We start from the raw sequence: 26,968 nt of genomic DNA, 5'->3' as shown, positions 1-26,968 counted from the left end.
CATGATTCGCATCGGACCTCTTCAAGTGGACCTTGCCAGTCGGGAACTGCTTCTCGACGGACAACCCGTGCGCATCGGCAGCCGCGCATTCGACATGCTGGCCGTGCTGATCGCCGCGAAGGGCGAGCTCGTGTCGAAGAACGACATGTTGAAAGAGGTGTGGCCCGACACGATCGTTGAAGAGAACAATCTTCAGGTTCATATGTCCGCGCTGCGCAAGGTGCTCGGCGAAAGCCGCGGACTCATCCAGACCGTATCGGGCAGGGGCTACAGGCTCGTCGCAAGGCAGTCGCCGCTGGCTCCCGCCAACGACGTCAGTCAACCCGATTCCCGCGTGGCCGATGACCGGCAGGTACGTTCCGCCGGTCAGGTGCCACACAATCTGCCCGCGAGTTTTTCGCTGCTGATCGGCCGCGACGGGGCGCTGCGCGACGTCGCGCGCACGCTCGCGTCGGCGCGGCATGTCACGCTTCTCGGCGCGGGCGGCATCGGCAAGACACGCCTCGCAGTCGAAGTCGCGCGAGCTCTGCTCGACCATTATCCGGACGGCGTCTATCTGGTCTCGCTGGCATCCACGTCGGACGCAAACAGCGTACTCGCGATGTTCGCTGCGAGCGTGGGCGTGAGCAAGGCGAGCGGTCCGCTCACGCTTACGCGGGTCAGCCGGGAGTGGGGCGAACGGCGCGTGCTGTGCGTGCTCGACAACTGCGAGCATGTGCTCGGCCCGGCTGCGGAACTCGCCGAGGCGCTGCTCAATGCGGGCCCTGGCGTGCGTGTTCTCGCAACGAGCCGTGAGCCGCTGCGCGTCACCGAAGAGCATTTGTATTGGGTCGCCTCGCTCGATGTTCCCGCGCACGACGATCAAGGTCAACACGTGCTTCAATGCAGCGCCGTGCAGCTGTTCATGTCACGTGCCCGCGCGATGGACGCGCGCTTATCGTCCGACGAGCGAAGCATCCAGCTGACCGGCACGGTGTGCCGCCGGCTGGACGGCATCCCGCTCGCAATCGAACTGGCGGCGGCCCGCGCGGCGATACTCGGCATAGAAACGCTCGCGGATCATCTCGACGACCGCTTCAATATGCTCACGGGCGGCAATCGTACGGCGCTGCCCCGGCATCAGACGTTGAAGGCCACGCTCGACTGGAGCCACGGGCTGCTCGACGACGCGGAGCGCGCAACACTGCGCAGGCTCGGCATTTTCGTCAACAGCTTTTCGATGGACGCGGCCATCAGCGTCGTGACGGACATCGGCTTGCGCGAACAGGAGGTGATCGCCGCGCTGTCGGGCCTCGTCGAAAAATCGCTGGTCGTCGCCAACGTGGAGCGCGGCCGGGCGAGCTACCGGCTGCTCGAAACCACCCGCGCCTACGCACTGCAAAAGCTCGACGACAACGGCGAGCGGCGTGCGGTCACGCTCAATCACGCGCGCTATTTCACGGGCTTGCTGGAGCGCTACATGTCGGCCGAAGCACGCTCCGAGGAGGCCGACGCCGACCGTTGGCATTCGCGTATGCGCGAATGGCTCGACGATCTGCGCGCGGCGCTCGGCTGGGCGCTTTCGTCGAAGGGCGACGACGCGCTCGCAGAGAAGCTCGCGGTCAAAGTGGTCGCGCTGCTGTACGAACTGTCACTCGTCGACGAATGCTGCGCGTGGGCGCGGCGCGCGCTCGACAGCGTTGCGCAAACGCATGGCGGCTCGGGCTCCACGCGGCATCTGCGAGTTCGCATGCAACTGCTCGCCGCGCTCGGTGCGGCGCTCGTCTATGTGAACGGACCGAACCGTGAAACGCTCGCGATCTGGGCCGAGGTGCTCGCACTGGCAATCGCGCTCGGTGACCATGCATTCGAAGCGCGCGCGTTGTGGGGTATGTGGAACGCGAGCCAGTCTTCAGGCGCGGCGCGAAATGCGCTTGCGTTCGCGCATCGTTTCGCGTCGCTCGCGGCGCAGACGGGCGACGCAAGCAACGACATTCTTGCTTCGCGCCTTCTCGGCATCGCGTCGCACTACGCGGGCGACCAGCAACAGGCGCGCGCGTCACTCGAACGGTTTCTTCAGCAAACCGACACGCTGCAGCACGGCTTGCCGCTCGGACAGTCGATCGATCAGGGCGTGGTGGGGCGCGCCACGCTTGCGCGTCTGCTGTGGTTCCAGGGCTCGCGTGACGAGGCGCTCGATCTGGCCGAAGCCTGTGTCGCGAGCGCGTGTGCGCAAGACCAGGCCATCGTCACCTGCTACGTGCTGGTCGAAGCGGAGATCCCGCTTGCGCTGCTGTCGGGCAAACGCGAGCGCGCGGCTGAGGCCATTGCGTTGCTACGCGATGTGTCGGCTCGTACGGGTCTCGGTGTATCGCAGGCATGCGGCCGCGCTTTCGACGAGTATCTGCGCTCGCTCGACGACGTGAGCCCCGTGCGGCTGAACGCGTTTCGCGCTGCTCTCGACGAGCTCGACGCGCTGGAGTACGGTGCTCAACGCGCGATGCTCGTCGCGCGGTACGGTCTTGCATTGGGGCGCGCCGGGCGACGCGACGAGGCAATCGCGGCGGTGACGCGAGCCCTGGCGCAGTGCGACGAAAGCGGCGATCACTGGTATGTGGTCGAACTGCGGCGCGCGCACGGCGAGCTGCTTTTGCTCGGCGCTGCGGGCTCGCCGCCCGGTGGCGAGCTCGTCACGGATGCCGAGGCGTGCCTGACCGCCGCGATGGAGGAATCGCTCGCGCAAGGTTGCCGGTCGTTGCAATTGCGCGCCGCGACGAGTCTCGGCCAGTTGTGGTGGGCGCAAGGGCGCGCTGCCGATGCGGTGCGTCTCGTCGAATCCGCGTGCGCGAGGCTCAGCCAGGGGCGCGATCTCGAGGACTTCGCGGCCGCGCAACACCTGCTCGATGCCGCGAGAGTTGCGTCCCGGGTCGTGCCGCCATGCGTGGAGAGGCAGGGCGATGTGGATCTGCGTTTGAATCCGCATCTGAACCCGCATCTGAGCCCGCGTCTGCCGAAGCGTACGCGGCAGAAAGTCAGCGAAGGCCGCTAGCCTGCACCGAGCGGTTGGATCGCACTGCGTGGCATGGCTTTCGCCATGTCACGCGTTGACTTGCGTCTGCTGCATCTGCTGTTGCACGGCTTTGTCGATCAGATCCGGCTGGTCCAGCCGCTCGACCCACCAGCGCAGTGCCTTACCCGTCTCGTCGTCGCGCCAAGCCAGATAAAAGTGCGTAACGTCACGCATGCCGAGCACTTCTTTCTGGACGAGTTCACCGCGCCTGAGCGCGTCGATGGCGAGGCACTCCGGAATCGTGCCCGCAGCAAGCCCGCGCAATTGCGCGGCGAGCTTCGTTTCGAGCGTGGGCACGGTCAGCACTTCCTGATCAGTCGCAAGCGCAATGGTGCGCGGTGCGAGATCGCGCGACGTATCGCCGATCGCAACCGCGCGATGCCGTGCGACTACATCGAGCGTAAGCGGCCCGGGCAACGAAGCAAGCGGGTGCTGCGGCGCCACCACGAACACGTGCCGCAGCGAGCCAATAGGCTTCGCGACGAGATTCGGAATTGGCGGCGGATCGCCCGCGGCGCCGACAATCAGATCGGCACGGCGTGTAAGCAGCGCATCCCACGAACCGCCCAGCACTTCTTTGGACAGATGCAGGCGCGTGTCGAGCTTCAGCCCGTAAAACTCGTCGACGTGATCCCACAGCAGCGCGAACGGAATGATTTCGTCGACGGCGACGTACACGTCGGACTCCCAGCCTTGCTCGATGCGCTTTGCCTTGGATTCCAGGTCTTCCGCCGCGGCCAGAAGACGGCGGCCTTCCTCGACGACCACGCGTCCCGCATGCGTGAGGGTGGCGCGCCGGCCACTGCGGTCGAACAGCTTGACGCCAAGATCCAGCTCGAGCTTCTGCACGAGATAGGTTAGCGACGAAGGCACCTTATGCAGCGTTTCGGCGGCGCTTGCAAAGGTGCCGGTTCGATCGACGGCGTCGAGTACCTGGAGAACTTCAAAGGAAAGGTTCATGGCGAAGAGTGAAATCCATCTGGGCCGGATAGCTGAAGCGCCCAGCATACTGGATTTCATCGCGCTCGCGGTGGTCGCGCCGTTGCGCTTATCTTTGCGCTTATCTTTCCGCTTACCGTCCCGCTTCTCGTCCCGTCATGCAATGCGACCGTTTGACGACAGCGAAGCTTGCATGGCGGCGGGCACGTGTCCCGGCCTCTGCGCAGGCTCATTTGCAGCGCGCTTCGCGAGCCGTTCGAACTCGGTTACGTCGTGACTGCAGAATACGGTCACAGCGGACTCGCGTAGCGCGAGTTCACGTAAGCGCCGCTGATTGTCGAAACGCGCAGTGCGGTCCTTCTCCAGCATCCACTGATACATGCGAAGCCCCGGCGTGCAATGCGGCTTTGCGTGCATCTCCGCGTGATAGAAGTAGGCGTCGGCAGCGTTGAAAAGCCATTGCTCGCCGGTCGTGTTCACGGCAATTCCCGCATGTCCGAACGTATGTCCGCGCAACGGCACGACGAGCAGTTCAGGCGGCAGTCCGTCGAGCTGCTGCACTCGCGAGAAGCCGTTCCACGCTTCGCCTGCACTTGCCTGATATACGCGCCAGTTCCCGGAAGTGGACCATTGTTGTGGACGAAAACGTTGGCGGTCCATCCACGTCTTTTGCTCGAACGCGTAATCGCGCTCCACCTGCAACATATGCACGGTCGCATGCGGAAAATCGTCGAGACCGCCGGCGTGATCGAAGTCCAGATGACTCAGCACGATATGCGTGACGTCGCGTGGATCGAAGCCGAGACGCTGAATCTGGCGGATTGCAGTCATCTCCTCGCGGAAATCGGGACTCACGAGCCCGAGAAAGAAACGGCTGATGCGCGAGCGCGGATCGGCGACGTCGCGCAGCCCGAAGCCGGTGTCGACCAGCACGAGTCCCGCGGAGGTCTCGACAAGCAGGCAGTGGCAGGTAAGCAGCCCACGCTCGGCGAGCGATCGGGTGCGCCCGTCCATCAGGCGGCCGCCCAAAGGACAGGTGGAAATGCAGTTCAGATGGTGCACGATCATCGCTTTTCTACCAGAGCGGGAAGGTTCCGCAATCTGGCGCAAGCCATATACCCGGCCGCGCCCGTTATGCCGTTATGTCGACATGTGCTGCGCGGCGCTGCAAAAACGGTGCGCAAACGCGTGCGACTTTTTCAACGCTCAAGACAGCGCGTCCACGACGCGGTACATTTGAAGTCCGCACAAGAAATCACGGAGACAAATGTGGGACGCTATTCAGAGGACCAGCTTGACGAGTTCGCCGCGGCCTTCGAACGCGACGGAATGGTCGTATTGAGAAACCATTTTCCGGCCGAAAAGCTTCGCGCATGGGCCGAGGCTTTCAAACCGTTGCTCGACGAGCGGCTTGCGTCGAAAGCGACGGCTGTACGCGGTGAAAACCGGCACTACATCACGCTGCCGTTTACCGGCGTGTTTGCCGACGAAACCATCTTTTGCGATGCGGACTTGCTCGCGATAGTCGAGCGCGTGGCGGGCGAAGATCCTGTCATGTGCCAACTCGCCACCGACACGCCGCTCAACGGCTCCGCCTATCAGGACGTGCACCGCGACACGCCGGCGCTGTTCGACGGGGAGCCCGAAACGCCTTCGTTCCAGCTGGCAGTGAACTTCCCGTTATGCGATGTCACGCTGAAAAACGGTCCGTTCGAGACCACGCTCGGCACGCATCGTATGCGCTCGGAGGAAGCGTTGCAGGCGTGGCGCGAAGGGCGCGTCCCATTGCAGGCGATTCCAATGAAGCTGGGCGATGTGATGATCCGCGACGTGCGGGCGCTGCATCGCGGCACGCCGAACAAAACCGACATGCCGCGTCCGATGGTGGTGATCGGTTACAGCAGAAGCTGGTACTTTCGGCCCGAAGTGCATATCGACGTACCTGCGGCTGTCTACGACCAGTTGAGCGCGCGGGGCAAACGGTTGTTGCGATATATGCCGCGGGTCGAAGAACTGGATACCGCACCGGGCGCCGAGCACTATCGGAAGTTTGCTTATTGACCGGCGTTTTTTAGTTTCGTTTGATGCGTTGGGAGGCGCGGATGCCGGACCGAAAAATCAGCCCCGCGCCTTCCGCGCGAAGTACTCCGCAGCCATTAACCGGAAAGCAATAACGGCCGGATTGTCCTGATCCGCTCGCCAGGCCATGCTCATCTCAGCCTGGATGGAATGCTGTGCAATGAACCGGAATTCCACGTTGTCGTAATGGAACCGCTGCGCCGACGCGGGCAAAATCGCAACGCCCAGCCCCGCGCGCACGAGCGACAGAATGGTGGGCGTCTGATCGATGTACTGCGCGATGTTCAGGTTCACGCCTTCCGTCGCGAGCATGCCCATGATGCGGTCGTGAAAGTACTTCCCTTGCGTGGGCGAATGCATGATGAACGGCTGCTCGTCGAGTTGCTTCAATGCGATCTGCTCGAATTGACACAACATGTGCCGCTTCGGCAGCGCGACGATCAACGGCTCTTCGTCGACGAGAAGGAACTCGAGCTTTTGCCTGGATGGCAACGGCCGGAGAAAGCCGAGATCGATCGTGTTCGCGGCGAACGCCTCGATCTGCGCGGCCGAGACCAGTTCGAGCAATACCACGTCGATCTCGGGCAGCACGTCAGCTGCCGCCACCAGCAATTCGGGAATCAGTTCATAGCCTGCCGCGCCGGTGAAGCCAAGACGCACGCGCCCGGTTTTGCCCTTGCTCGCGCGCCGTACCGTGCTTTCGGCCTGCTCGGCGAGGTTGAGCAGACGCGTGGCGTCCGCGAGAAAAACACGGCCTTCCGTTGTCAGCTTGACCGTGCGGCCAATGCGTTCGAAGAGCATCACGCCCAGGTTGTCTTCGAGTAACTGGATCTGTCTGCTGAGCGGCGGCTGCGTCATGTTCAGCAGCGCAGCCGCGCGCCTGAAGTTCAGTTCTGTCGCCGCCGCAACGAAGCAACGCACTTGTCCGAGATCGAGCATTCTTGTATCGACATGGATGGGGGAGTCGACGGTCATTATAGGTGCGCGCGCTCTCGCTCGATCCAGCCATGACAGGAAACCCGCAGCGTCAGGTCGTGAGGCTGCCTTCCGGACGTTGCCCAGCCAGTGCCTGCGCGAGACTTGCGAGCACCATTTCACCCATCGCCGTGCGCGATTCGACCGTGGCGCTTGCGCGATGCGCCTGAAGCACGACACGGTCCATCTCGAAGAGCGCGGACGGCACATTCGGTTCGTCGACGAACACGTCGAGACCCGCGCCCGCGATCACGCCGCCACGCAACGCGTCCACCAGATCGCTTTCGACCACCAGCTTGCCGCGCGCCACGTTGATCAGGTAACCGTGCTTGCCCAACGCGTCGAGCACCGCGGCATTCACGATGCCTTGCGCCTTGTCTGCGGCGGCCGCCAGCACCAGAAAATCGCAGCCGCGCGCGAGCGACAGCAGGTCGGCAACGAACGGATACGCGACATCGTCCATGCGTCGCAAGTCGGTGTACGTGATCGGACAATTGAATGCAGTAGCGCGTTGTGCAATTGCGCGACCGACTTTACCCATCCCGACGATGCCCACCCGCTTTCCGCTCAGACGGTGCGACAACGGCAATGCGCCCGGATGCGGATTCTTCTGCCAGTTGCCCGACTTGACGAACTCGTTGCCCGTGCATATTTCGCGGCACACCGCGAGCATCAAACCGATGGCGAGGTCGGCGACATCTTCGGTCAAGGCGCCGAACGTTGCCGTGACTGGAATGCCGCGCGAACGCGCGAATTCGAGGTCCACCGCATCGGTGCCCACGCCGTTCACCGCAATCACCTCGAGCGCGGGCAAGCGTTGAATCATGTCGTTTGCGATGCCGGTATGCCCGCCGGTGATCACGCCTCTGATCGACTGCCCGTGCTCGCGGATATACGCGTCTTTATCGCTCTGTTCGAACAGGCGATGCACGGTATAGAGCGAGGCGAGCGTGTCGTTGATTGCGGGAATCAGAATCGGGTTCAATTGCAGAATGTTCGGTTTCACTCCGTGTGCTCCTTTGTTGTAGTCGGCGGTCGTCGCGGCGCCGTAACCGGCGACGCATCCAGTCGCAATGTCGGCGGATGATGGGCTTTTTCATGCGCCGCGTCCAATCCCAAAACGCTATCAGTTGATCCACGGATCGACGCGTGAAGGCCGAGCGCTATCGATTCAATTCCGGCATCAATCAATAGCGAGAAAAGATTGGACGGCGTATGGCACGGCGGCCAGAATCAAAACCGTCAGAAGGAGCGTTCCTTCGCCCACTTCCCAGCAGGGAAGGGAAATAAGTTTCAAGCACATTGGAGACAAACGTGAAAACGTGCCGCCGTATCGCGCCCATTGCTTTTACGCCCCTAGCCCGATGCAACACCGCGAGGGGACCGGTATGAACAATGCGGAGGGTGTCGTCGCGGGCGCGAAAGCGCAGCCGGTCGCGGAGAAGCGTACCGGCCACCGTTGGATCGTTATGGGGCTGATCTTTTGCATCTGGGCCATTGCCTGCGCCGATCGCGCCAATTTCGGCATTGCATTGCCGTACCTGAAAAAGGAATACGGCATTACGAACACGCAGGCCGGACTGATCGTGAGTCTATTTTCTTTTGCGTACGGATTCGTGCAGATACCGGTCGGCCTGCTTTATAAACGGCTCAGCGAAAAGACCACCGGCTTTCTGTTTTCGATCTTCATGATTCTCACGTCGGTGTTTACCGGTCTCATGGGTACCACGTCGTCGGTGTTCCTGTTGCAGGCATACCGCGTGGGTCTGGGTCTATCGGAAGGCCCGCTGGGTATCGGCTGCACGAACGTGATCAACCGCTGGTTTCCCGCAAAAGAGAAGGGCACGGCGACGGGACTCTGGATTGCGGCGTCGAAGCTCGGTCCTCTGATCGTACCGTCGGTATGCATCGTCGTGATCCAGTTGTGGGGATGGCGAGAAATCTTCTATGTATTCGCTGTGCCAGGCATTCTGCTCGCCATAGTCTGGATGTTCACGGTGACCAACTCGCCGAGCGAGAACCGCTTCTGTTCCGAGGCCGAGCAACGCTATATCGCCGATGATACGCCGCGCCAGGCCCACGGCGGGAACGCATCGCGGCGCAACGAGGTCGCGCATATTCCGTATCTGGATGCGTTCAATCGTACAAGGCGTGTTGCTCAACTCGAGACGATCCGGCAGGTGTTCGGTTCATGGAATATCCTGGGCGTCGCGATCGGCTACGGTTGCATGATCGGGATCAGCAATATCTTTATGTCGTGGATGCCGACGTATCTCGTGACCGTCAAAGGTTTTGCTTCTGTCAAGATGGGCTTCCTCGCATCGGCGCCATTCATTGGTGCGGTGGCCGGCAACATGCTGGGCGGCGTGATCTCCGACCGTTTGCTGGGTGGCCGCCGCAAGCCGATGATGATGCTCGGCGCGCTCGGCACCATGCTGATGATGCTTCTGCTGATCGACGCGCCCGACAGCGTCGCGTATCTCGGGGTCGCGCTGATACTGGCGGGCCTGATGCTCGGCATCGGCTTCGCAGGCTATTCCGCCTATCCGATGGGACTCGCAACGAAGTCCACCTATCCGGCGGCCTTCGGTATCGTGAACTGCGTGGGCCAGATTGGCGGCGCATGCGCGCCGCTGGTCGTCGGCATTCTGCTCGACAAGTACAGCTGGACGAGCGTGTTTCTTTATATGGTCGGCACCGCGCTGTTGTGCCTGCTGCTGCTCTTCAGCGTGATCGAACCGATTGCCGCGGGCCGTGGGGATGGCGCCGACGGGAAGTCGAAATAGGAGCGTGGGTAGTGGCCGCAGGCGACCTGCGCGACCACTACGTCGGAGCTATGCTCGAAAAATGTGGTGAGCGCTTAGTCGAAATCGAACACGTCGAAAATCGAACGCTTCTTCTTTTGCGTTCGATAGCCCGAGCGATGATCTTCGTACCGGCGGTCACCGCCGTAAGCTCGGTCATGCTCCTGGCGGTCATGGCGGCTTGCGCTCGCCGCACCGCGCAAGCTGGTCTCCGCGGTGTCTTGCGCGATCAGCTTGTCGAGCTCGCCACGGTCCAGCCACACGCTGCGGCAGTTATTCGCCGATACCGATTGCGCGTCTGGTTTTCGCGCGGCGCACCAGCATGTTCACCGCCTCGACGAACGCGGAGAACGCCATCGCCACATAGATGTAGGCCTTCGGCACATGCGTTCCAAAGCCCTCCGCAATCAGCGTCATGCCGATCACGAGTAGAAAGCTCAATGCGAGCGTCACAATGGTCGGGTTGCGCTCGATAAACTGCGACAGCGGACGAGCGGCGAAAAGCATCGCCATAACAGCGCTAATGACCGCGAGAAACATGATCGGCATATGGTCGGTCATGCCGACAGCCGTGATGATGCTGTCTACCGAAAACACGATATCGAGCACCAGAATCTGGCCGATTGCGCCGGCGACGGTCAATTGCACAGTGCTGCCTGCGTTGCTGCGTTGCTCTTCCGCGTGAACCACGTGGTGATGCATTTCACGCGTTGCCTTCCACACGAGGAAAAGACCTCCGCCGAGCAGAATCAGATCGCGCCACGAGAACGCGTGGCCGAGCAGGGTAATGGCGGGCGCGGTCAACTGCGCGATCCAGGCAACCGTACCGAGTAGCCCGAGTCGAAGCCCTAGCGCGAGCATGATGCCAAGACGCTGCGTGCGAGCGCGCTGCGCCTCAGGCAGCTTGTTGCTGAGGATCGAGATAAAGATTAGGTTGTCGATGCCGAGCACGATCTCCATCACGACCAGCGTGAGGAGCGCAACCCACGCGGCAGGGTCGGCAGCGAGTGTGAGCAGGGTGTCCATGGTGTACGTCTGCTTATAAATGGATGACGGTGGAATAACGATCATGATCGCCGCACTCGATGATCGGATAAACCAGTGTTAATCTGAGCGATAGATCGGTTTTTCCGAAGTTCATCGTCGCGGACCACCTACATGCTCAACTACCGTCACTTGTACTATTTCTGGGTCGTCGTGAAGGAGGGCGGCTTTGCGCGCGCGGCAGAGCGGCTCGATATGGCCGTTCAGACCATCAGCGCGCAGGTGCGTGAACTCGAGAAGTCCATCGGGCGTCAGTTGCTCAAGCCCGCCGGTCGAGGCGTCGCGATGACAGAAGCCGGCGAGAGCGCGTTTAGTCGCGCCGAGCAGATCTTTCAGCTCGGTGAGGCGCTGCTCGATGACATGCGCGAGGCGGGCGGCGAGGGCGTCGCCCGCTTGGCGGTCGGTCTGTCCGACGGTATTTCGAAGCTGGCGGCGCATGCGCTGCTCGCGCCGGTGCTAGGCACGCCGTCGCTCCGGCTCTTGTGTCATGAAGGGGAGCACGCGCAGTTGTTATCCGAACTCGCACTGCACCGGCTCGATCTCGTGCTCGCATGTCAACCGGCGCCGCATAATTCCGACTTGCGCGTGGTGAGCCAGCGGCTCGCCGGTTCGCCGGTGGACTGGTACGGTCCGGCTGAAATCGCGCGCAAATCGGCGCGCGCGGGGTTTCCGCAGTGCCTCGCCGACTTGCCAGTGCTACTGCCGACGCGCCACGGCGCGTTGCGTGGGCGGCTCGACCGCTGGTTCGACTCGCAGGGCATCCGGCCGCGCGTCGTCGGCGAATTCGAGGACAGCGCGCTGATGGCTGTGTTCGCCGCGCGCGGTCTGGGCGTATTTCCGCTCGCTGAACTGGGTGCGGAAGATTTGTCGCTACTGCGCGGCCTGCGCTGGCTCGGCCGCGCGGACGGAGTGATCGATGAGATCCACGCCATCCGCTCGCGCCGCGGCCAGCATCATGCGCTGGCTTCTCAGGTGGTGGCCACTGCACGACCATGAGCGCGCGACGCAGGCCACTTAAGCCCCGCGCGGCCCGCGGCCGGTTTCAGGTCGTGTCCCCATGCGTTGAAGACCGCAGCGAGCAGCGCAATTTCGCCGTCGGCCAGATAGTCGTCGGCGACCGTTACCGCAACACATAAACGAATGATCTTGCGGCGCAAGACGGGATCGTCGATTTCATCGATGAGTGTCGTGAGCATGGCGGCGTCCAGACGGCCCATTGGAGGCGAGGACGACATCTGCGCAATCGAGCGATCCTCGCAGAGCGTCTGCACGATGTCGGCGAATTGGGCCGGCGCGAGACCGAGTTCGCCCGCGATGTCCAGCTTTTCCAGCACGCGTTCTTCCGAACTGCATACGTGGCCGTCCGAAGTGAGGGCCAGCGCGACGATACGTGCTGCTGCCTGGGGGCTGTTACGCGGATAGGTTCGCATGATCGGGTCCTTTGGTAGGCGATGTCCGTGTTGAAGTGAACCCAGTCTGCGGCAATACCCAAGTCGGATAAACCTGTTAATAGCGAACTTGTGGTTCGGAAAAACCGATGCTTCATGTTGCTGTTAATCGCGGCACCGGTCGCCTCCAGTTGCATGCAGGTAAGGCTTGCGTCATGAAATGCCGAGTTGCGTTGCAGTCGCGTCGATCGCGTTCTTCGCCTTCGAAACAAGCTCGTCGATTTCCTGTTTGCTGATGACGAGAGGCGGCGACAGCAGCATACGGTCGCCGCTCGCGCGCATGATCAGATTGCCATTGAAGCAGAAGTCCCGGCAAACGCCGCCCACATCACCACCATTGACAAAGCGTTTGCGCGATGCGGGTTCTGCCGCAAGCTGCAATCCCGCCACCAGTCCGGCACCGGCAATCTCACCGACAATCGGATGGTGCGCGAAGGTGTCGCGCAGTTTCTTCTGGAAGTAGGGTCCCGTATCGGTCTTGACGCGCTCGACAATCTTTTCGTCGCGCAGCAGTTTGAGATTTGCTACCGCAACGGCGGCGCCCACCGGATGGCCCGAATATGTCAGACCATGATTGAACTCGCCGTTTTCAATAATCGCTGTGGCGATGCGGTCGTTCAGGCCGACGGCGCCCATCGGTACATAACCGCTCGTCAGCCCTTTCGCCATTGTGATCAGATCGGGCTGGAAGCCGAAAAGTTGATGAGCGAACCATTCCCCGGTGCGGCCAAAACCTCCAATCACTTCGTCCGCGACTAGCAGGACGTCGTACTTGCGGCAGATGTGCTCAATTTCCGGCCAGTATGTGGACGCCGGAAAGATGACGCCGCCCGCACCCTGGAAAGGCTCACCGATAAACGCAGCCACGTTTTGTGCGCCAACTTCCAGGATCTTCATTTCGAGCTGTTGCGCCCGGGCAAGCGCGAAATCTTCCGGTGTCTGACTGCTATTTGCTTCGCCGAAAAAATAAGGTTGATCAATATGCACGATGTTCTCGACTTTCGACGGCATCTGCTCGTGCATATAGCCCATGCCGCCAAGCGTACCGCCTGCGATCGTCGAGCCGTGGTAGCCGTTCTTGCGCGAAATCACGACCTTCTTCGAGTGTTTGCCTAGAGTCGCCCAATATCGATGGACGATACGCAGCACCGTATCGTTGGCTTCCGACCCACTATTGCAGTAGAAGAATTGATTGAACGGCTCCGGCGCGAGTTCCGCGAGCAAAGCCGACAACTCGATTACCGGCGGGTGAGTGGTTTTGAAGAACGTGTTGTAGTAAGGCAGTTCTTCCATTTGCCTGTACGCCGCATTGGCCAGTTCCTTGCGGCCATAACCGACATTAACGCACCACAAGCCCGCCATGCCATCGATGATCTTGTTACCTTCCGAATCCCACAAGTACACGCCGTGGGCTTTCACGATCACGCGGCTGCCGCTGCGATTGAGCGCGCCCATGTCGGAGAACGGATGAATGTGGTGAGCGGCATCCAGCGCGCGGTATTCCGCGGTGGTGCGTTGCTGCGCGGTGCGTGCGCCTGCCGCAGGTTCGGCAGGTTGCACGTAGGCGATCTCTTCGGTTCTGTAGCTCATAATGCCTCCGGTTTTTCTCACGTCTGCGTTCGCGTTCGGGTTCGGGTTAGCGTTTGATTCAGACGTGCAATAACAGATGCCGGCGTTCCCATGAACTGATCACGCGAAAGAACGCTTCGTATTCGGTCTCTTTTAGCGCAAGGTACGCTCGCACGAACTTGTCGCCGAGTACCTCTGCAATGGGCTCGCAGGCGCCCATTAATGTCAGCCCCTCTTCGAGATTGCGCGGTAGCTGGTACGGCAACTCATATCCGTCGCTCAGCAGCGGCTCGGTAGCGTCGAGCTTTTGCGTCATGCCGAGATAGCCGGCCGCAAGCGTTGCCGCTATCGCGAGATACGGATTGCAGTCCACGCCGGGAATCCGGTTTTCAATGCGGCGCGCAGCCGGCCCCGAATGCGGAATGCGGAAGCCCACCGTGCGATTGTCGTAGCCCCAGGCGACGTTTATCGGTGCGGCCATGAAGCGCGAGAGACGCCGATATGAATTGATATATGGGGCAAAAATCGGCATCAACGCGGGCGTGTATTTTTGCAAGCCCGCTATGTAGCTGGTGAAAAGCGACGTGGGCTTGCCGTCGGTGCCGGTAAATAGATTGTGGCCGGTTTCCCCGTCGACGAGGCTTTGATGCATGTGCATGGCCGAGCCCGGCTCGCCTTCCATCGGCTTGGCCATGAACGTGGCGTACATTTTGTGACGCAATGCCGCTTCGCGCACCGTGCGCTTGAAGAGGAACACACTGTCCGCGAGTTTGAGCGGATCGCCATGCATGAAGTTGATCTCCATCTGCGCGGCGCCCACCTCATGAATCAGCGTGTCGACTTCCAGTTCCTGAACGTCGCAATACTCGTAGATGTCTTCGAAGAGCGGGTCGAATTCGTTGACGGCTTCTATCGAGTAGGCCTGGCGTCCGGTCTCGGCGCGCCCAGTGCGGCCAATGGGCGGCTGCAACGGCAGGTCGGGGTCCTTGTTCATATCGACCAGATAGAACTCGAGTTCGGGTGCAATGACCGGCTTCCAGCCCTTCGCCTTGTACAGTTCGAGCACACGGCGCAGCACGCGGCGGGGTGAGATGGCGACAGGCGTGCCGTCAAAGTGAACGCAATCGTGAATCACCTGAGCAGTCGGATCGACGGCCCACGGAATCATTCGTATCGTGCTGGAGTCGGGTACGCACACCATGTCGGGGTCGGTGACGCCCGTGAGCGTGCCGCCGTCCGGATAGTCTCCGGTGACGGTCTGGATCATCACGGCCTGCGGCAAGCGCATGGACTCGCCCGACTCGAACTTGCTGCGGGGAATGATCTTGCCGCGAGCAATGCCCGCCATATCGGGGATGATCGCTTCGATTTCAGTAACGTGATTTTTCTTAAGAAATTCGTCGATGTCATGCATGATTTTCTCTCTGTTTGTTGCGCTATTGCGCGGCCTGGCTGCGTCGGCAAGCGGAGTGTCATAGCCAGTTCTCGCGTTTGGCATGCATGCGTTCGCGGCACGCATTGCCGAACGCACGAAAGATCGCAGTGGAGAAAAGGTCGCTCGCGTGCTTCCACTCCGGGTGCCACTGCACGCCCAGCGCGAAAGCGCGCGCACCGTTCACGCTCACCGCTTCGATCAGTCCGTCCGGCGCAGTGGCTTCGACCACGAGACCCATGCCCAGCTGCTCGATACCCTGGTCATGCAACGAGTTCACGCGCACTTCGTTCGCACCGCCCGCGAGACGCTGCAACAAACCGCCATGCGTCAGCAAGACCGTGTGAGACGGTGCGTATTGCAGATCGAGGCGATCCTCCTTGTTCTCGCGATGGTCGCTGAAGCCCGCGACCGCATGAACGCCTTGATGCAACGTCCCGCCAAACACCACGTTCATTTCCTGCAAGCCACGGCATACGGCGAGCACCGGCACGCCCGCCGCAATCGCGGCGCGCATCAACGGGAGCGTCGTCGCATCGCGGGCCGCGTCGTGCACCGTGCCAGGCGCACAAGGCTTGCCACCGTAAAGGTGCGGATCGAGATTCGAATAACTGCCGGTGAAAAACAGACCGTCGACAGTGGCCAGTACATCGTCCGTGGACTGACGCTCGCCCAGCGCAGGCAGCAGCAATGCGAGCGCCTGCGACCCGTCGACGATTGCAGCGATGTATTTCTCACCAACCACGTGCGAAGGATGATGTCCTGTTGTCGTTCTATCGGTGGTAATGCCAATCAATGGTTTATTTCGCATAACGAATTGACGTGTGTATTCAACCGCGCGACGCAGCGGATGCGAGACGTAGCATGCGCACCGCGAATGTCAGCGCGACACCAGTCCACAGCCGGACGCCATGCGTCAAGCCGCCGGAGTAGGGCAAGCGGTCGTCGTCAACGAAACGCGCCGCGCGTGACGATCAGATTGGCTGTTCGATTAGGGCCGGTGCGCTGCACAGTCGGGTCGACACGTGCGAAACACATGGACGGCATTAAGCACCGCACATGCGCAAACGCGCGGCTCGAGCGAACGCGCTCGCGCAGACGGACGAATCCAACGGCGAAAAAAAGGGAGGCGCTAGGGCAACAGCGAGGCGACTTCGTCCGTACGCACGGCAATGAAGGCGCGGGCGGAGATCGAGTTGTGACGTCGAACCGAACGACGCGAAAGGATTGTGAAGACGGACACGAAGCGGCGGAACGTAAGGCTGCCGCTGCTGCCGTCGGCGATGGCGCCGTCAGCGCGAGGACAACTCGCATGACTGCGGTTCCATTTCACCAAAGGGCCACGGACTCTCACGATTACACTCGACTGGCAACGTTGAAAGTATTGAACGGCCTGCTCATTCGCACGGGGCGTTTAAAGAAACAGGACGTTGGGATGATCGCCTTGAACCGCGAACGGCGAACGGCGACCGCCCATAGGTCAGGATATACGAGTCAATAACGCCGTCAAACCATTTCTGACAAAAACCGGCTCGGTGCTTTCCCGAGGCGGTCCGCAAATTCGTCGCTGAAATAAAGGAATGTTGCGCAATGGGTATTTCGGATGATTCAAGGTGCAACGCCGCTAAGTGAAATTGAAAAAGCGTTGGGGCGGTGTGGTCGGGAACTACATTAAACAACGTTTGCTGACCAATCAGGATTTGCGGCTACAGCATAGAAGACCATGTCACAAGTTATGCTCTCTTCGTCTCCGATCGCTGTCGACATCAAATACAGATGTTTTGCTCAAACACAGTCCCCAATCCTGCCGCGTCGTCTGCTCGACCAACCAGTATTGCGGCAGCATGGCGCGTTGCTTGCAGGCCACTTTCGCCGGACACGGCCCCTCGGTCTCCTCTGAGATTGGTCGCTTCACGGTTAATCGGGCAGGACGGCGACGGCCTTGATTTCGACGATATACCCGGCCGTGCCCCCGAGCATGTGCGCGCCGATGGCCGTCCATGCCGGCATGGGATGCGTCGTGAGGTAGCGGTCGCGTATCTCTATGAATGAAGGCAAGTCGCGCATATCGGTGTGGAACGTCGTGAGGTCCACCACGTCGCTCAGCGAAGCGCCTGCAGCCTCGAGTACTTTCTTCAGGTTCTCGAACGCTTGAACTGTCTGCGCTTCGCGACCTTCGACGAGTTGCATCTTCGCATCTCGACCCACCTGGCCAGACACATATATGGTGTTCCCGACCTTGACTGCGGGGGCGTAGCGAATTCTTTCGTACACCGCCTCCATTCCGGCGGGCACAACGGCTTTGCGTTCCTTCATTACTGCGTCTCCAGACTGATTGGGCTCTATCCGTTGTCGCCGCCGGCAACCGGCAACACGGCGCCCGTGATGTAGCTAGCTTCGTCGGATGCAAGAAAGAGAATCGGCGCGACCTGCTCTTCAAGCGTTCCATAGCGCTTGAAGAAGGTGGACTCGACCACCTGCTTGACGGCTTCGCTCATCCAGGTCCTCTCCGCTTCGTTGTCTCCTGCCTCATTGCGAGGCACGCGTCGCGGAGGCGCCTCTGTCCCACCAGGGGCGGCAGCGACCACGCGGATGTTGCATTCGCCGTATTCCATCGCTAGCGACTGGGTGAGAGCATTGACGCCGCCCTTGGCAGCCGAGTAGGGCACGCGGCGAATACCTCGCGTGGCATTCGATGAGAGGTTGACAATCGTTCCACGGCCTTGCGACAGCATCTGAGGCAGAACAGCGTGGCACGCATATAGGGTCGGCATCAGGGAACGGCGGATTTCAGCATCAATCTGGGCCGGCTCGAACTCCGCGAAAGGCCGCATGCGAATCGCGCCGCCGACGCCATTTACGAGGATGTCAATCCGACCAAACTTTTGCGTCGCGAAAGCCATTGCCGAAGCCGCACCTTCATACGTCTCGAGGTCGGCGACGAAGCCGGCTGTCCCGGCGCCGATCGCCTCGGCGGCGACATCGTGGACAAACTCAGCGCGGTCCACAAACAGTACTTGCGCACCCTCCGATGCTGCACGCAGAGCAACGCCGCGCCCGATTCCCTGCGCCGCTCCGGTGACGACCATTACCTTGCCTTCGAACCGTTGCGCGTTCATGCGTCCACCAGCGCAGCGTTGGGGGTAAATTTTTCGTAGTGAAAGCTGGCTGGCTCTACGCCGTTTTCGTCGAAATGTTTGCGTACAGCGTCAACCATCGGTGGCGGGCCGCACAGGTACACGTCGACATCTCCGTCGTTCAAACATTCTGCAGGCATGTGCTGTGTCACCCAGCCCTTGCGCGGGTGCGCGGATTCGGTTGCGGCCACAACGGTGCTGAACGTGAAATTTGGAAGTCTCAACGTGTATGACTGAATGTCTTCGACCAGAACCAGGTCGAGGTCTCGCGTCACACCGTAGATAAGGTGCACCTTCTGCTGGGAGTTCGCACGGGTCAACACTTCCAGCATCGACAGGAACGGGGCTAGCCCAGTACCTCCCGCGAGGAACAGCAAGGGTCGTTCAACTGCACGCAAATAGAAGACACCCATCGGCCCGGTCAACTGAACCTTGTTGCCGGGCTGGGCCGACTCGAGCCATGTGCTCATGACGCCGCCGGAAATCTTCTTGATCAAAAAGCAGATTTTCGATTCGCCGGGCAACGAGGAGAACGAGTAGGAGCGATGTTGACCGCTGCCGGGTACATCGATGTTGACGTACTGGCCGGCAAGGAACACGGGCGGAGCGCCGTCAACATTCATCTCTAGCACGACAGCAGCATCGTTGTGTTTTTCGACCTTTGTGACCGTCGCCGCGAACTTGCTCTGCTCAGTCTTGCAGGCCGTCGACGATGCGGGGACGGCAATGACACAATCGCTCTCGGGAACCATCTGACATGTGAGGACGAGACCGCTCTGCTTCTCGTCGTCGCTAAGCGCGTCTTCTATGTAGTCGTCGCCCAGATCGTAGCGGCCACTCTCCGCCCGGCATTTGCAGGTACCGCATACGCCGTCGGAACAATCCATTGGCAAGTTGATCCTGGCGCGAAAGGCGGCATCGAGAACCTTCTCGCCGGCCTTGCATTCGACGAAGCGGGTAACTCCGTCTTCGAAGTTCAGTGCAATGTTGTAGCTGGACATGTTGTCTCCTACTTCCTTGTCTCGATTCGACCGGTCGCATCAAACGTGATAAACGTCGAGCACCTGTCGTATATAGTCGTTCTTCAGTGCAATCTTCTTGCTGGAAATCAGCAGACGGTCGTCGACCTTGCGCAAGGTTACGTACATCGTGCCGAAGAACTGGTCGGTAATCCTGTAGCGATGAATGAGCGTGTTGAAGTTGTACCGAAGGTCCACCTCGTCATCACGTTCAGCCAGCACTTCCACATTGGTCACGTTGTGGCTCGTGCGCGGTTCGGGCATCGAAGCGCCGCTTCGTTCGGTCTTGATGCGGAACACGCGGTCTTCGAGGCCGCCGCGATCCGGGTAGTACATCAACGAAATCTGCGTCTGCGGGTCTTCTGTCAGCCTGTCATCGTCGTCCCACGCAGGCATCCAGTAAGTGACGTCCTCGGTATAGCAGGCAAGCCACTCGTCCCATTGACGGTCATCCAGAAAACGGGCTTCCTGATAAAGCGCACGACATAGTTTTTGATAGTCGAAGCTCATACCGTCGCCTCCGCCTGTTCTTTTCGCAACGCTTCGCGCATGACCCGCAGCCAGTACTCGTGCTGAACGACAAAGAGGCCCTCGTCTTCGCTCCGCTCTCCGGAGATGAGCGGATTCAAGCCCATGCTTTTGGCGTTTTCGTCGGGTCCGTGAATCCACAGCGGAGCACCGCGCGAGAGGTCGTTCCACATCGTCGTTGAACCGGCGTATCCGGACTGGCACGCGCGAAATTCTTCGAGGTCGTCACTGGTCCCCATGCCCGATACGTTGAAGAAATCTTCGTATTGGCGAATGCGGATCGCGCGATCTTCCGCACTTTCGTCCTTGGGGGCGAAACAGAAGATGCTGACTTCGGTCCGGTCTACGCTAATCGGACGAACCACTCGAATCTGAGTGCTGAACTGATCCATTAGAAAGACATTGGGATAAAGGCACAGATTGCGGGTCTGGTTGATGACGAATTTGCCCTTGTCTTCGCCCACACGCGCCGTGATTTCGTCGCGGTGCCGATAAACCGGCCTCACTTCCGGGTTCATGGTATTGGTCCACAGCAGGATATGACCATGCTCGAATCCGTACACGCCGGCAACCGACTTGCTCCAGCTGTTCGCATCCACTGCCTTGGTGCCTTCTTCCTTGCGCCGGCCCATCGTCGCGGCATAGTTCCAGTGGACGGTGCTGACGTGATAACCGTCGCAACCGTTTTCCATCTGCATCTTCCAGTTGCCGTCGTAGATATACGAGGAGTTTCCGCGCAATACCTCCAGGCCGTCGGGTGCTTGCGCAACGATCTGATCGATGATGACCTTCGTCTCGCCGAGGTAATCCTCAAGCGGCATCACGTCGGCATTGAGACTGCCAAACAGAAAGCCGCGATAGCTCTCGAAGCGCGCAACCTTCTTCAGGTCGTGAGAACCTTGCTTGTTGAATTGCACCGGATATTCGGTGGTCTTCTCATCCTTCACTTTCAGGAGCTTCCCGGCATTCGAGAACGTCCAGCCGTGAAAAGGGCAGGTGAAGCTGCTCTTGTTGCCGTGCTTGCGGCGACACAGCATTGCACCTTTGTGCGCACATGCATTGATGACCGCGTGCAATTCGCCGGTCTTGTCACGGGTAATGACGATAGGCTGACGACCAATCGACGTGGTGTAGTAGTCGTTGTTGTCAGGAATCTGGCTTTCGTGCGCGAGATAAACCCAGTTGCTCTCGAAGATGTGCTTCATCTCGAGTTCGTACAAATCGGCGTTGGTGAAGATGTCACGACGGCAGCGGAAAACACCGTTTTCTTTGTCGTCTTGCACTGCGTTACTCAGCAGGTCTTCCAGCTTCAACGCCTTGTCGATAATTGCAGACATGTTTGCTCTCCCTATGCGGGCTCCACGGCGGAGCCCTTGCATCGGTACAGTGATTTATGCGGAGAATCAGGCAGCGAGTCGGTCAGAAAGCCGCCGTGTCGAGCGGTTAGACCGCAGCTGACGCCCTCGGGCGATTGACCAACTGAGTGTCCTTACCCTCGATCAATGGGCTCAGCGCAATGTCGAACTGAATTTCTTTGTACGCATCCGCCTTCAGACCCAAGGCAATGCCGCCGGTCCTCTCGACCACGTGAGGTACGAGTTCTTCGCGGGTCGCATAGGCGAAGTCGTCCCAGATCAGCGGGTCGCCTTCGATGTTGATTTGCGTCGTCAGCTTGCGTGTTTTATCGCTGGTGACGAAGAAGTGCACATGCGCTGGACGATTACCGTGTCGAGCAAGCATGTTCAGCAGTTGCTGGGTCGCACCGTGCGGCGGGCAGCCGTAGCCAACCGGCATGAGTGTGCGGAATTCGTATTTACCGTCGGCACCGGTTCGCACTGCACCGCGAAGGTTGAACTCGCTTTGTGCACCGGTCGGGTCGAAGTGCGAGTAGAAACCCTTCGAGTTGGCATGCCAGCACTCGACCACCGCGCCCGCCACGGGCTTGCGATCGGGTCCGGTCACGGTGCCATGAATGATGAGCGGGCCAGCGTCTTCGTCGGGATTGACATCGATTTTCGACACACCGTCGCCCACCGGCGCGCCAGCGACGTACAACGGTCCTTCAATGGTTCTCGGCGTGCCGCCATGGATGTCTGCTTCGAGATCCTGCGCATCCATGCGGATGTCGAGGTACTTTTCCAGGCCAAGGCCTGCAGCCAAAAGCGCCGCTTCGCCGTCTTGCCCGAGCTTATTGAAGTAGGTCACGCCCGCCCATATTTCATCTGGGGTTATGTCGAGGTCGTCGATGGCCTTGAACAGGTCGCTCAGCAAGCGATGGGTGATCTCCTTGGCGCGGGCGTTGCCGTCCTCGCGACCAAGGTTGGCGGCGGCCGCGAGAAGGTTCTGCACTTCGTTCGTTTCAAACACTTTGGCGTTCATTGTCTGCTCCTGACTCTCTCTATTTTTCGATGGGGTTAACCCTTGTTTCTGCGCAGTTTAAGTATGCTCAGAAGGTATAATCGGGTTGTGAATCTCGGTATGAATGCAGGATAGTTGAGGCCAAACCAACCGGTCCAACACCGATTTAGTATCGGGCTATATCTGAGAGGTATTAAATGGAGCTGCGACACCTCCGGTACTTCGTGGCGGTTGCCGAGGAGCGGAACTTCACGCGGGCCGCGCAGCGGCTTCACATAGCCCAGCCACCGCTCAGTCGGCAGATACAGCAACTGGAAGAGACCTTGGGCGTGCAACTCTTCGAAAGAAACTCGCGCCCGCTGAAACTGACCGAGACGGGCAAGTTCTTTTACGGCCACGCGGTGCAATTGCTGGCACAGACTTCAGAACTCGAGTCGATGACACGCCGAGTCGGCAACATCGAGCGCAGCATGTCCGTCGGCTTTGTCGCATCGACCCTATACGGGTTGCTGCCAAAAATAATTCGCCGCTTTCGCGACGAGAACCCGACGGTCGAACTCAGCCTTCACGAAATGTCGACTACCGACCAGATCAGGGCGCTCAAGGACGGACGGATCGACATCGGGTTTGGCCGCATCCGGCTAGAAGATGCGAACATCCGGCGAGTGGTTCTGCGAGAAGAGAAGATGATTGTCGCGTTCCCTCTCGGCCACCCGCTTTCGATTTCCAGGCCTGTCTCGGCTTTACGCGACCTCATAAACGAAACGCTCATCATCTACCCGAAAACGCCTCGTCCGAGCTACGCGGACCAGGTCCTCGCTGCTTTTCAGGATCGCGGATTGAAGCCGCGAAAAATCTATGAAGTCCGCGAAATACAAATTGCGCTGGGGCTAGTCGCCGCAGGGGAGGGGATTTCCATTGTCCCGAGCAGCGTCTATGGTTTGAAGCGCGACGACGTGAGTTATAAGGAACTGGACGACCCGACTCTGGTGTCGCCAATCATCATGAGTGTGCGTGCGATGGACGAGTCGCGCGACATCAGCGAGATGCTCGATCTGATTTATCGACTGTACGAGGAAGAGCAGGTGGCTTCCGTCGCCCGTACGGACGGGGGTCGGTAAGCCTATCATACCTCGGGGGTATGGCACTAGACGTCGATGGTCTTGGACAGGGGAAGATTGCACGCGCAATACTTCTGCAACCCATCCATCTCGTCATCTCAGGTATGAATCCCCAAATCACCTCTGTCGAAGCGATTCTGGTTGACCTTCCAACCATTCGCGCGCATCAGCTCTCCATGGCGACGATGCAGCATCAAACCATGGTCATCATCCGCCTTCGCGCGAGCGACGACATCGAGGGCATTGGGGAGGCGACGACTATCGGTGGTCTCTCTTACGGCGAAGAAAGTCCCGAAGGCATCAAACTAACCATCGACACATACCTGGCGCCAGTGTTGGTGGGACAAGACGCGACCAACATCAACGACGTCATGCTCAAGCTGAACAAGGCGGCCCGCGGCAACCGCTTCGCCAAGTCCGGCATTGAAACGGCGCTGCTGGACGCACAGGGCAAACGTCTTGGTGTGCCGCTGTCGGCACTGCTAGGCGGATCTGTTCGCAAGACGCTTCCGGTCCTCTGGACGCTCGCGAGCGGCGACACCCATCGCGACATCGAAGAAGCCGAAACGCTTCTTGCTGAACGTCGGCACGATACGTTCAAGCTGAAAATTGGACGGCGTACCGTTCGGGACGACGTAGCGCACGTGTCAAAAATCAAGGCCGCCCTCGGCGACCGCGCAAGGATCACCGTGGACGTGAATCAGGCATGGAACGAAATCGATGCCGCGCTGGGAATCGCCGCGCTGGAAGCGGCCGGCATCGACCTTATCGAGCAGCCCACGCCGCGCGAGCAACGCGGCGCGCTTGCCCGTCTCGCTGCTCGCTTCATTGTGCCGATCATGGCGGACGAGGGCGTCACGGGTCCCGAAGACGCTCTCGATCTTGTACGTGGCTCATGCGCTGACGTTTTCGCACTGAAGATTGCGAAGTCCGGCGGTATCTACGCCATGATGCGGACCGCTGCCGTCGCCGACGCCGCCGGCGTCGCGCTATACGGCGGCACCATGCTCGAAGGCAGCATCGGTTCGATTGCTTCCGCGCACGGATTCAGCGCACTTCCGCAATTGTCATGGGGTACTGAGCTTTTTGGCCCACTCCTGCTTAAGGATGACGTGGTGACGGCTCGCCCCCAGTATCGCGATTTCGACTTGCATATTCCTGAAGGGCCGGGGCTCGGACTTCAGATCGATGAAGAAAAGCTCGCTTTCTACCGCCGTGATAAACAGGCCTGAACACACCGGGCCGTTCGACGTTCGTTATGACGCAATCGCCAGCAACTGGAGAAGGGCATCTCGCAAGGAGAAGAACATGTTGTATCTCGCAAGAATGGATGTACACCTGCCGCAAGATATGCCGGTTGTTCAGGCCAACGAAATCAAGGCCCGTGAAAAGGAATATTCGCAAGAGTTACAGCGACGGGGGAAATGGCAGCAATTGCACCGGATCGTTGGGCAATATGCGAACTACAGTATCTTCGACGTCGACTCGCACGACGAGTTACACGAGATCCTTGCGGGTCTTCCATTATTTCCATATATGTCGATCGAGGTGACAGCGCTTGCACGTCACCCTTCGTCGATACGATAGAAGCAGCGCTGGAGGATTGCGTCAGCGCGCAATGTTGTTCGCAGGTACGCGGCACTGCCGCCAGCCCTACAGCTTGAAAAAGCGGACGGTGGAATTGAGTGCGTGGCCCTGCGACTTGAGCGAATCCGAAGCTGCGGCTATTTCCTCGACAAGCGCGGCATTCTGCTGGGTCGATTGGTCCATCAAGGCAACCGCCTGATTCACTTCATCTATCGCGCGGCTCTGTTCGCGGGCCGACGTGGCAATCTCGCCCGTGATCGTCGCGACATGCGAAATGGCGGTGGACAACTCGGCAATCGTCTTTCCGGCGAGGTTGACCTGTTCGGCACCCGCCTCGACATTCACGACAGATGACTTCAGCAAACCCTTGATCTCTTTGGCTGCGGTCGTTGAGCGTTGGGCAAGGTTGCGAACTTCGGCGGCGACGACGGCAAAGCCGCGTCCGCTTTCGCCCGCACGTGCAGACTCAACCGCTGCGTTCAAAGCGAGGATGTTCGTCTGGAATGCGATGCCTTCTATCATGCCGACGATCCCTACAATCTTGCTGGATTGCTCGACCGCAGCGTTCATCGTGTTCGCGGCCTTCAAGACCGCTTCATTCCCTCGATGCGCTGTTTCTACTGCGCCGCTCGCCACGCTATTGGCGCTCTTCGCCTGTTCGGCCGTGCCGCGTACCGTTCCGGCAAGCTACTCCATACTCGCAGCCGTCTGCTGCAGCGAAGCAGCCTGTTGCTCAGTTAGCGACGAGAGGTCCAGACTGCCTGACGATACTTCGCCCACCGCGAGCTCGAGGTGGCCGCTGCTGCTCACGACCTTCTGCATCACGCCGTGGAGCTTCGCGACAAATGCATTGAACTGCCGCGCGAGAAGTCCAACTTCATCTTCGCTATCGAGCGGCAGCCGACGGGTGAGGTCACCGTCGCCGGCAGCGATCTCATGCATCGAACTGGCGAGGCTGCGGATCGGACCGGTCATCTTCCGCCCGAGCAGGATCGTCATACCAAGTCCCGCGACCAGCACGAGAAGACCCGTCGCGATCAGCGTCAAAGTCAGCTTGTTGGCGGCCGCCATCATTTCCGGCCTTGGCACCAGGGCGAAGTATTTCCAGCCATTCTTTGGCGACGTATAGACGAAGGATTCGTATGAAACGCCGTCCATCTGCACAGTGGTCAGCCGATCGGACGACGCGGCCAGTTGCGCATAGCCTCCGCCAAGACTTTTCAGATCCTTGAACTCGTGCTCCTTGGCCTTGGGGTCGATCAGGATCTTTCCGTTGTTGTCAGCAACGAGCAGGTAACCCGTCTCGCCGAACTTGATACCGCTGGTCAGGCGAGCGAAGTCAGCAAGCGAGATGTCGCCCCCGAGCACGCCGAGGATTTCTCCCTTGCTGTCTTTCACGACACTAGCAAACGAAATGATCTACCACGGCCTCACGCGAGGATCGTAGTGGTCGCCATTCATGCTCTCGATCGGCCACTGGACGTAGCCGCCCCAGCGCGTGCCGATATCGAGGTATCGCATGTTCGGGTGACTGTCGCCGAACTGCTTGAGCAGGGCGAAAATGGTTTTTTCCGTTTCGCCGTTAGCATCCGGCGTCATCTGCCCGCCGTGAGTCAGATAATCGGTGATGCTCTGGTCAGCCGCTCCTAGTTGCGCTGTCTGTACCAGGTAGCTGATGTTTTGCTCGACCTCGCGGAGAGCGACGTTGGTGCCGAACTTCGAAAAATTTCTGCGGCATGCGCGAGTGTCGTGTTGGCGCTGAGGCGTCGTTTGCGTTGAGGGAGGCTGGGTTGGTGGCTGACCGTGGGGGGTTCTGGAGGTGACCGTCGAAGTCTGGAGGCGAGTCGCGTTCTATCTGTGATTTGACATAAGATAAATT

General features: G+C 60.0%; 24 protein-coding genes and 1 pseudogene. 7 read left to right on the top strand and 18 right to left on the bottom strand.

Going from position 1 to position 26,968, the window contains the following annotated elements; all coding sequences use genetic code 11:
* Nucleotide 1: 1 nt before the first annotated feature.
* Complete coding sequence (locus BCA01S_RS11910; RefSeq protein WP_027777075.1) at nt 2–3,028, top strand: ATP-binding protein; 3,027 nt, start codon at nt 2–4, stop codon at nt 3,026–3,028.
* A gap of 48 nt (nt 3,029–3,076) precedes the next feature.
* Here BCA01S_RS11910 and BCA01S_RS11905 read toward each other — a convergent pair whose 3' ends face one another.
* Both BCA01S_RS11905 and BCA01S_RS11900 read right to left on the bottom strand, forming a co-directional pair.
* On the bottom strand, nt 3,077–4,009 hold the full coding sequence (locus BCA01S_RS11905) for a LysR family transcriptional regulator (protein ID WP_027777074.1): 933 nt from the start codon (nt 4,007–4,009) through the stop codon (nt 3,077–3,079).
* Between the two features lie 135 nt (nt 4,010–4,144).
* A complete protein-coding gene (locus BCA01S_RS11900) occupies nt 4,145–5,056 on the bottom strand; it encodes an MBL fold metallo-hydrolase (RefSeq protein ID WP_027777073.1) in 912 nt (303 codons plus the stop codon).
* 201 nt (nt 5,057–5,257) lie between these two features.
* Between BCA01S_RS11900 and BCA01S_RS11895 the strand changes: the two genes are divergently transcribed.
* Nucleotides 5,258–6,049, top strand: a complete 792-nt coding sequence (locus tag BCA01S_RS11895; protein WP_027777072.1) for a phytanoyl-CoA dioxygenase family protein — start codon at nt 5,258–5,260, stop codon at nt 6,047–6,049.
* Nucleotides 6,050–6,106: 57 nt separating this feature from the next.
* On the opposite strand, the gene BCA01S_RS11890 is transcribed toward BCA01S_RS11895, so the two are convergent.
* Nucleotides 6,107–7,006 carry a LysR family transcriptional regulator gene (locus BCA01S_RS11890; RefSeq protein WP_027777071.1) on the bottom strand — a complete coding sequence of 300 codons (900 nt, stop codon included), beginning with the start codon at nt 7,004–7,006 and terminating at the stop codon, nt 6,107–6,109.
* An 88-nt stretch (nt 7,007–7,094) separates the two neighbouring features.
* Nucleotides 7,095–8,048 carry a 2-hydroxyacid dehydrogenase gene (locus tag BCA01S_RS11885; protein WP_027777070.1) on the bottom strand — a complete coding sequence of 318 codons (954 nt, stop codon included), beginning with the start codon at nt 8,046–8,048 and terminating at the stop codon, nt 7,095–7,097.
* A 382-nt stretch (nt 8,049–8,430) separates the two neighbouring features.
* Here BCA01S_RS11885 and BCA01S_RS11880 point away from each other — a divergent pair, with 382 nt between their 5' ends.
* On the top strand, nt 8,431–9,828 hold the full coding sequence (locus tag BCA01S_RS11880) for an MFS transporter (protein WP_027777069.1): 1,398 nt from the start codon (nt 8,431–8,433) through the stop codon (nt 9,826–9,828).
* Between the two features lie 74 nt (nt 9,829–9,902).
* Here BCA01S_RS11880 and BCA01S_RS34785 read toward each other — a convergent pair whose 3' ends face one another.
* Both BCA01S_RS34785 and BCA01S_RS11870 read right to left on the bottom strand, forming a co-directional pair.
* Nucleotides 9,903–10,109, bottom strand: a complete 207-nt coding sequence (locus BCA01S_RS34785) for a TFIIB-type zinc ribbon-containing protein (protein ID WP_244145934.1) — start codon at nt 10,107–10,109, stop codon at nt 9,903–9,905.
* Between the two features lie 10 nt (nt 10,110–10,119).
* Nucleotides 10,120–10,872, bottom strand: a complete 753-nt coding sequence (locus BCA01S_RS11870; protein WP_027777068.1) for a TerC family protein — start codon at nt 10,870–10,872, stop codon at nt 10,120–10,122.
* Between the two features lie 132 nt (nt 10,873–11,004).
* Between BCA01S_RS11870 and BCA01S_RS11865 the strand changes: the two genes are divergently transcribed.
* Nucleotides 11,005–11,886, top strand: coding sequence for a LysR family transcriptional regulator (locus BCA01S_RS11865; protein WP_027777067.1), 882 nt, complete (start codon nt 11,005–11,007; stop codon nt 11,884–11,886).
* On the opposite strand, the gene BCA01S_RS11860 is transcribed toward BCA01S_RS11865, so the two are convergent.
* The 11 genes from BCA01S_RS11860 to catA all read right to left on the bottom strand — a co-directional run bounded on the left by BCA01S_RS11860 (nt 11,859) and on the right by catA (nt 22,402).
* On the bottom strand, nt 11,859–12,320 hold the full coding sequence (locus BCA01S_RS11860; protein ID WP_027777066.1) for a tellurite resistance TerB family protein: 462 nt from the start codon (nt 12,318–12,320) through the stop codon (nt 11,859–11,861). The genes BCA01S_RS11865 and BCA01S_RS11860 overlap by 28 nt on opposite strands.
* Nucleotides 12,321–12,491: 171 nt before the next feature.
* Nucleotides 12,492–13,928 carry an aspartate aminotransferase family protein gene (locus tag BCA01S_RS11855; protein WP_027777065.1) on the bottom strand — a complete coding sequence of 479 codons (1,437 nt, stop codon included), beginning with the start codon at nt 13,926–13,928 and terminating at the stop codon, nt 12,492–12,494.
* Between the two features lie 58 nt (nt 13,929–13,986).
* The gene (locus BCA01S_RS11850) at nt 13,987–15,321 is read right to left on the bottom strand and encodes a glutamine synthetase family protein (RefSeq protein ID WP_027777064.1); all 1,335 of its coding nucleotides are present in this window, start codon (nt 15,319–15,321) and stop codon (nt 13,987–13,989) included.
* Between the two features lie 58 nt (nt 15,322–15,379).
* Entirely contained in the window at nt 15,380–16,150 is a 771-nt protein-coding gene (locus BCA01S_RS11845) for a gamma-glutamyl-gamma-aminobutyrate hydrolase family protein (RefSeq protein ID WP_027777063.1), read from the bottom strand.
* A 321-nt stretch (nt 16,151–16,471) separates the two neighbouring features.
* Nucleotides 16,472–16,693, bottom strand: a complete 222-nt coding sequence (locus BCA01S_RS39030; RefSeq protein ID WP_425175968.1) for a hypothetical protein — start codon at nt 16,691–16,693, stop codon at nt 16,472–16,474.
* A gap of 563 nt (nt 16,694–17,256) precedes the next feature.
* Nucleotides 17,257–17,655: a RidA family protein gene (locus BCA01S_RS11835; protein ID WP_027777061.1), complete on the bottom strand. Its 399-nt coding sequence runs from the start codon at nt 17,653–17,655 to the stop codon at nt 17,257–17,259.
* A 26-nt stretch (nt 17,656–17,681) separates the two neighbouring features.
* Nucleotides 17,682–18,458, bottom strand: coding sequence for a benzoate diol dehydrogenase BenD (gene benD, locus BCA01S_RS11830; RefSeq protein ID WP_027777060.1), 777 nt, complete (start codon nt 18,456–18,458; stop codon nt 17,682–17,684).
* Nucleotides 18,455–19,477, bottom strand: coding sequence for a benzoate 1,2-dioxygenase electron transfer component BenC (benC, locus tag BCA01S_RS11825; RefSeq protein WP_027777059.1), 1,023 nt, complete (start codon nt 19,475–19,477; stop codon nt 18,455–18,457). The genes benD and benC overlap by 4 nt, the downstream gene beginning before the upstream one ends.
* Nucleotides 19,478–19,516: 39 nt before the next feature.
* On the bottom strand, nt 19,517–20,005 hold the full coding sequence (benB, locus tag BCA01S_RS11820; RefSeq protein WP_027777058.1) for a benzoate 1,2-dioxygenase small subunit: 489 nt from the start codon (nt 20,003–20,005) through the stop codon (nt 19,517–19,519).
* Nucleotides 20,002–21,360 carry an SRPBCC family protein gene (locus tag BCA01S_RS11815; protein WP_027777057.1) on the bottom strand — a complete coding sequence of 453 codons (1,359 nt, stop codon included), beginning with the start codon at nt 21,358–21,360 and terminating at the stop codon, nt 20,002–20,004. The genes benB and BCA01S_RS11815 overlap by 4 nt, the downstream gene beginning before the upstream one ends.
* Before the next feature lie 106 nt (nt 21,361–21,466).
* Entirely contained in the window at nt 21,467–22,402 is a 936-nt protein-coding gene (catA, locus tag BCA01S_RS11810) for a catechol 1,2-dioxygenase (protein ID WP_027777056.1), read from the bottom strand.
* 176 nt (nt 22,403–22,578) lie between these two features.
* Here catA and BCA01S_RS11805 point away from each other — a divergent pair, with 176 nt between their 5' ends.
* The 3 genes from BCA01S_RS11805 to catC all read left to right on the top strand — a co-directional run bounded on the left by BCA01S_RS11805 (nt 22,579) and on the right by catC (nt 25,089).
* Nucleotides 22,579–23,502: a LysR family transcriptional regulator gene (locus BCA01S_RS11805; protein ID WP_027777055.1), complete on the top strand. Its 924-nt coding sequence runs from the start codon at nt 22,579–22,581 to the stop codon at nt 23,500–23,502.
* Nucleotides 23,503–23,606: 104 nt separating this feature from the next.
* A complete protein-coding gene (locus BCA01S_RS11800; RefSeq protein ID WP_027777054.1) occupies nt 23,607–24,734 on the top strand; it encodes a muconate/chloromuconate family cycloisomerase in 1,128 nt (375 codons plus the stop codon).
* A gap of 76 nt (nt 24,735–24,810) precedes the next feature.
* Nucleotides 24,811–25,089, top strand: coding sequence for a muconolactone Delta-isomerase (gene catC, locus BCA01S_RS11795; RefSeq protein ID WP_027777053.1), 279 nt, complete (start codon nt 24,811–24,813; stop codon nt 25,087–25,089).
* Nucleotides 25,090–25,155: 66 nt separating this feature from the next.
* On the opposite strand, the pseudogene BCA01S_RS34780 reads toward catC, so the two are convergent.
* Nucleotides 25,156–26,787 (bottom strand): annotated as a pseudogene (locus tag BCA01S_RS34780) (methyl-accepting chemotaxis protein); the annotation flags it as partial.
* Between the last annotated feature and the right edge of the window lie 181 nt (nt 26,788–26,968).

The sequence above is a fragment of the Paraburkholderia caledonica NBRC 102488 genome (assembly GCF_000685095.1).
Lineage (GTDB): Bacteria > Pseudomonadota > Gammaproteobacteria > Burkholderiales > Burkholderiaceae > Paraburkholderia > Paraburkholderia caledonica.
The sequence above is the reverse complement of the archived record's forward strand: the minus strand, read 5'-3'. Positions and strand labels throughout refer to the sequence as shown.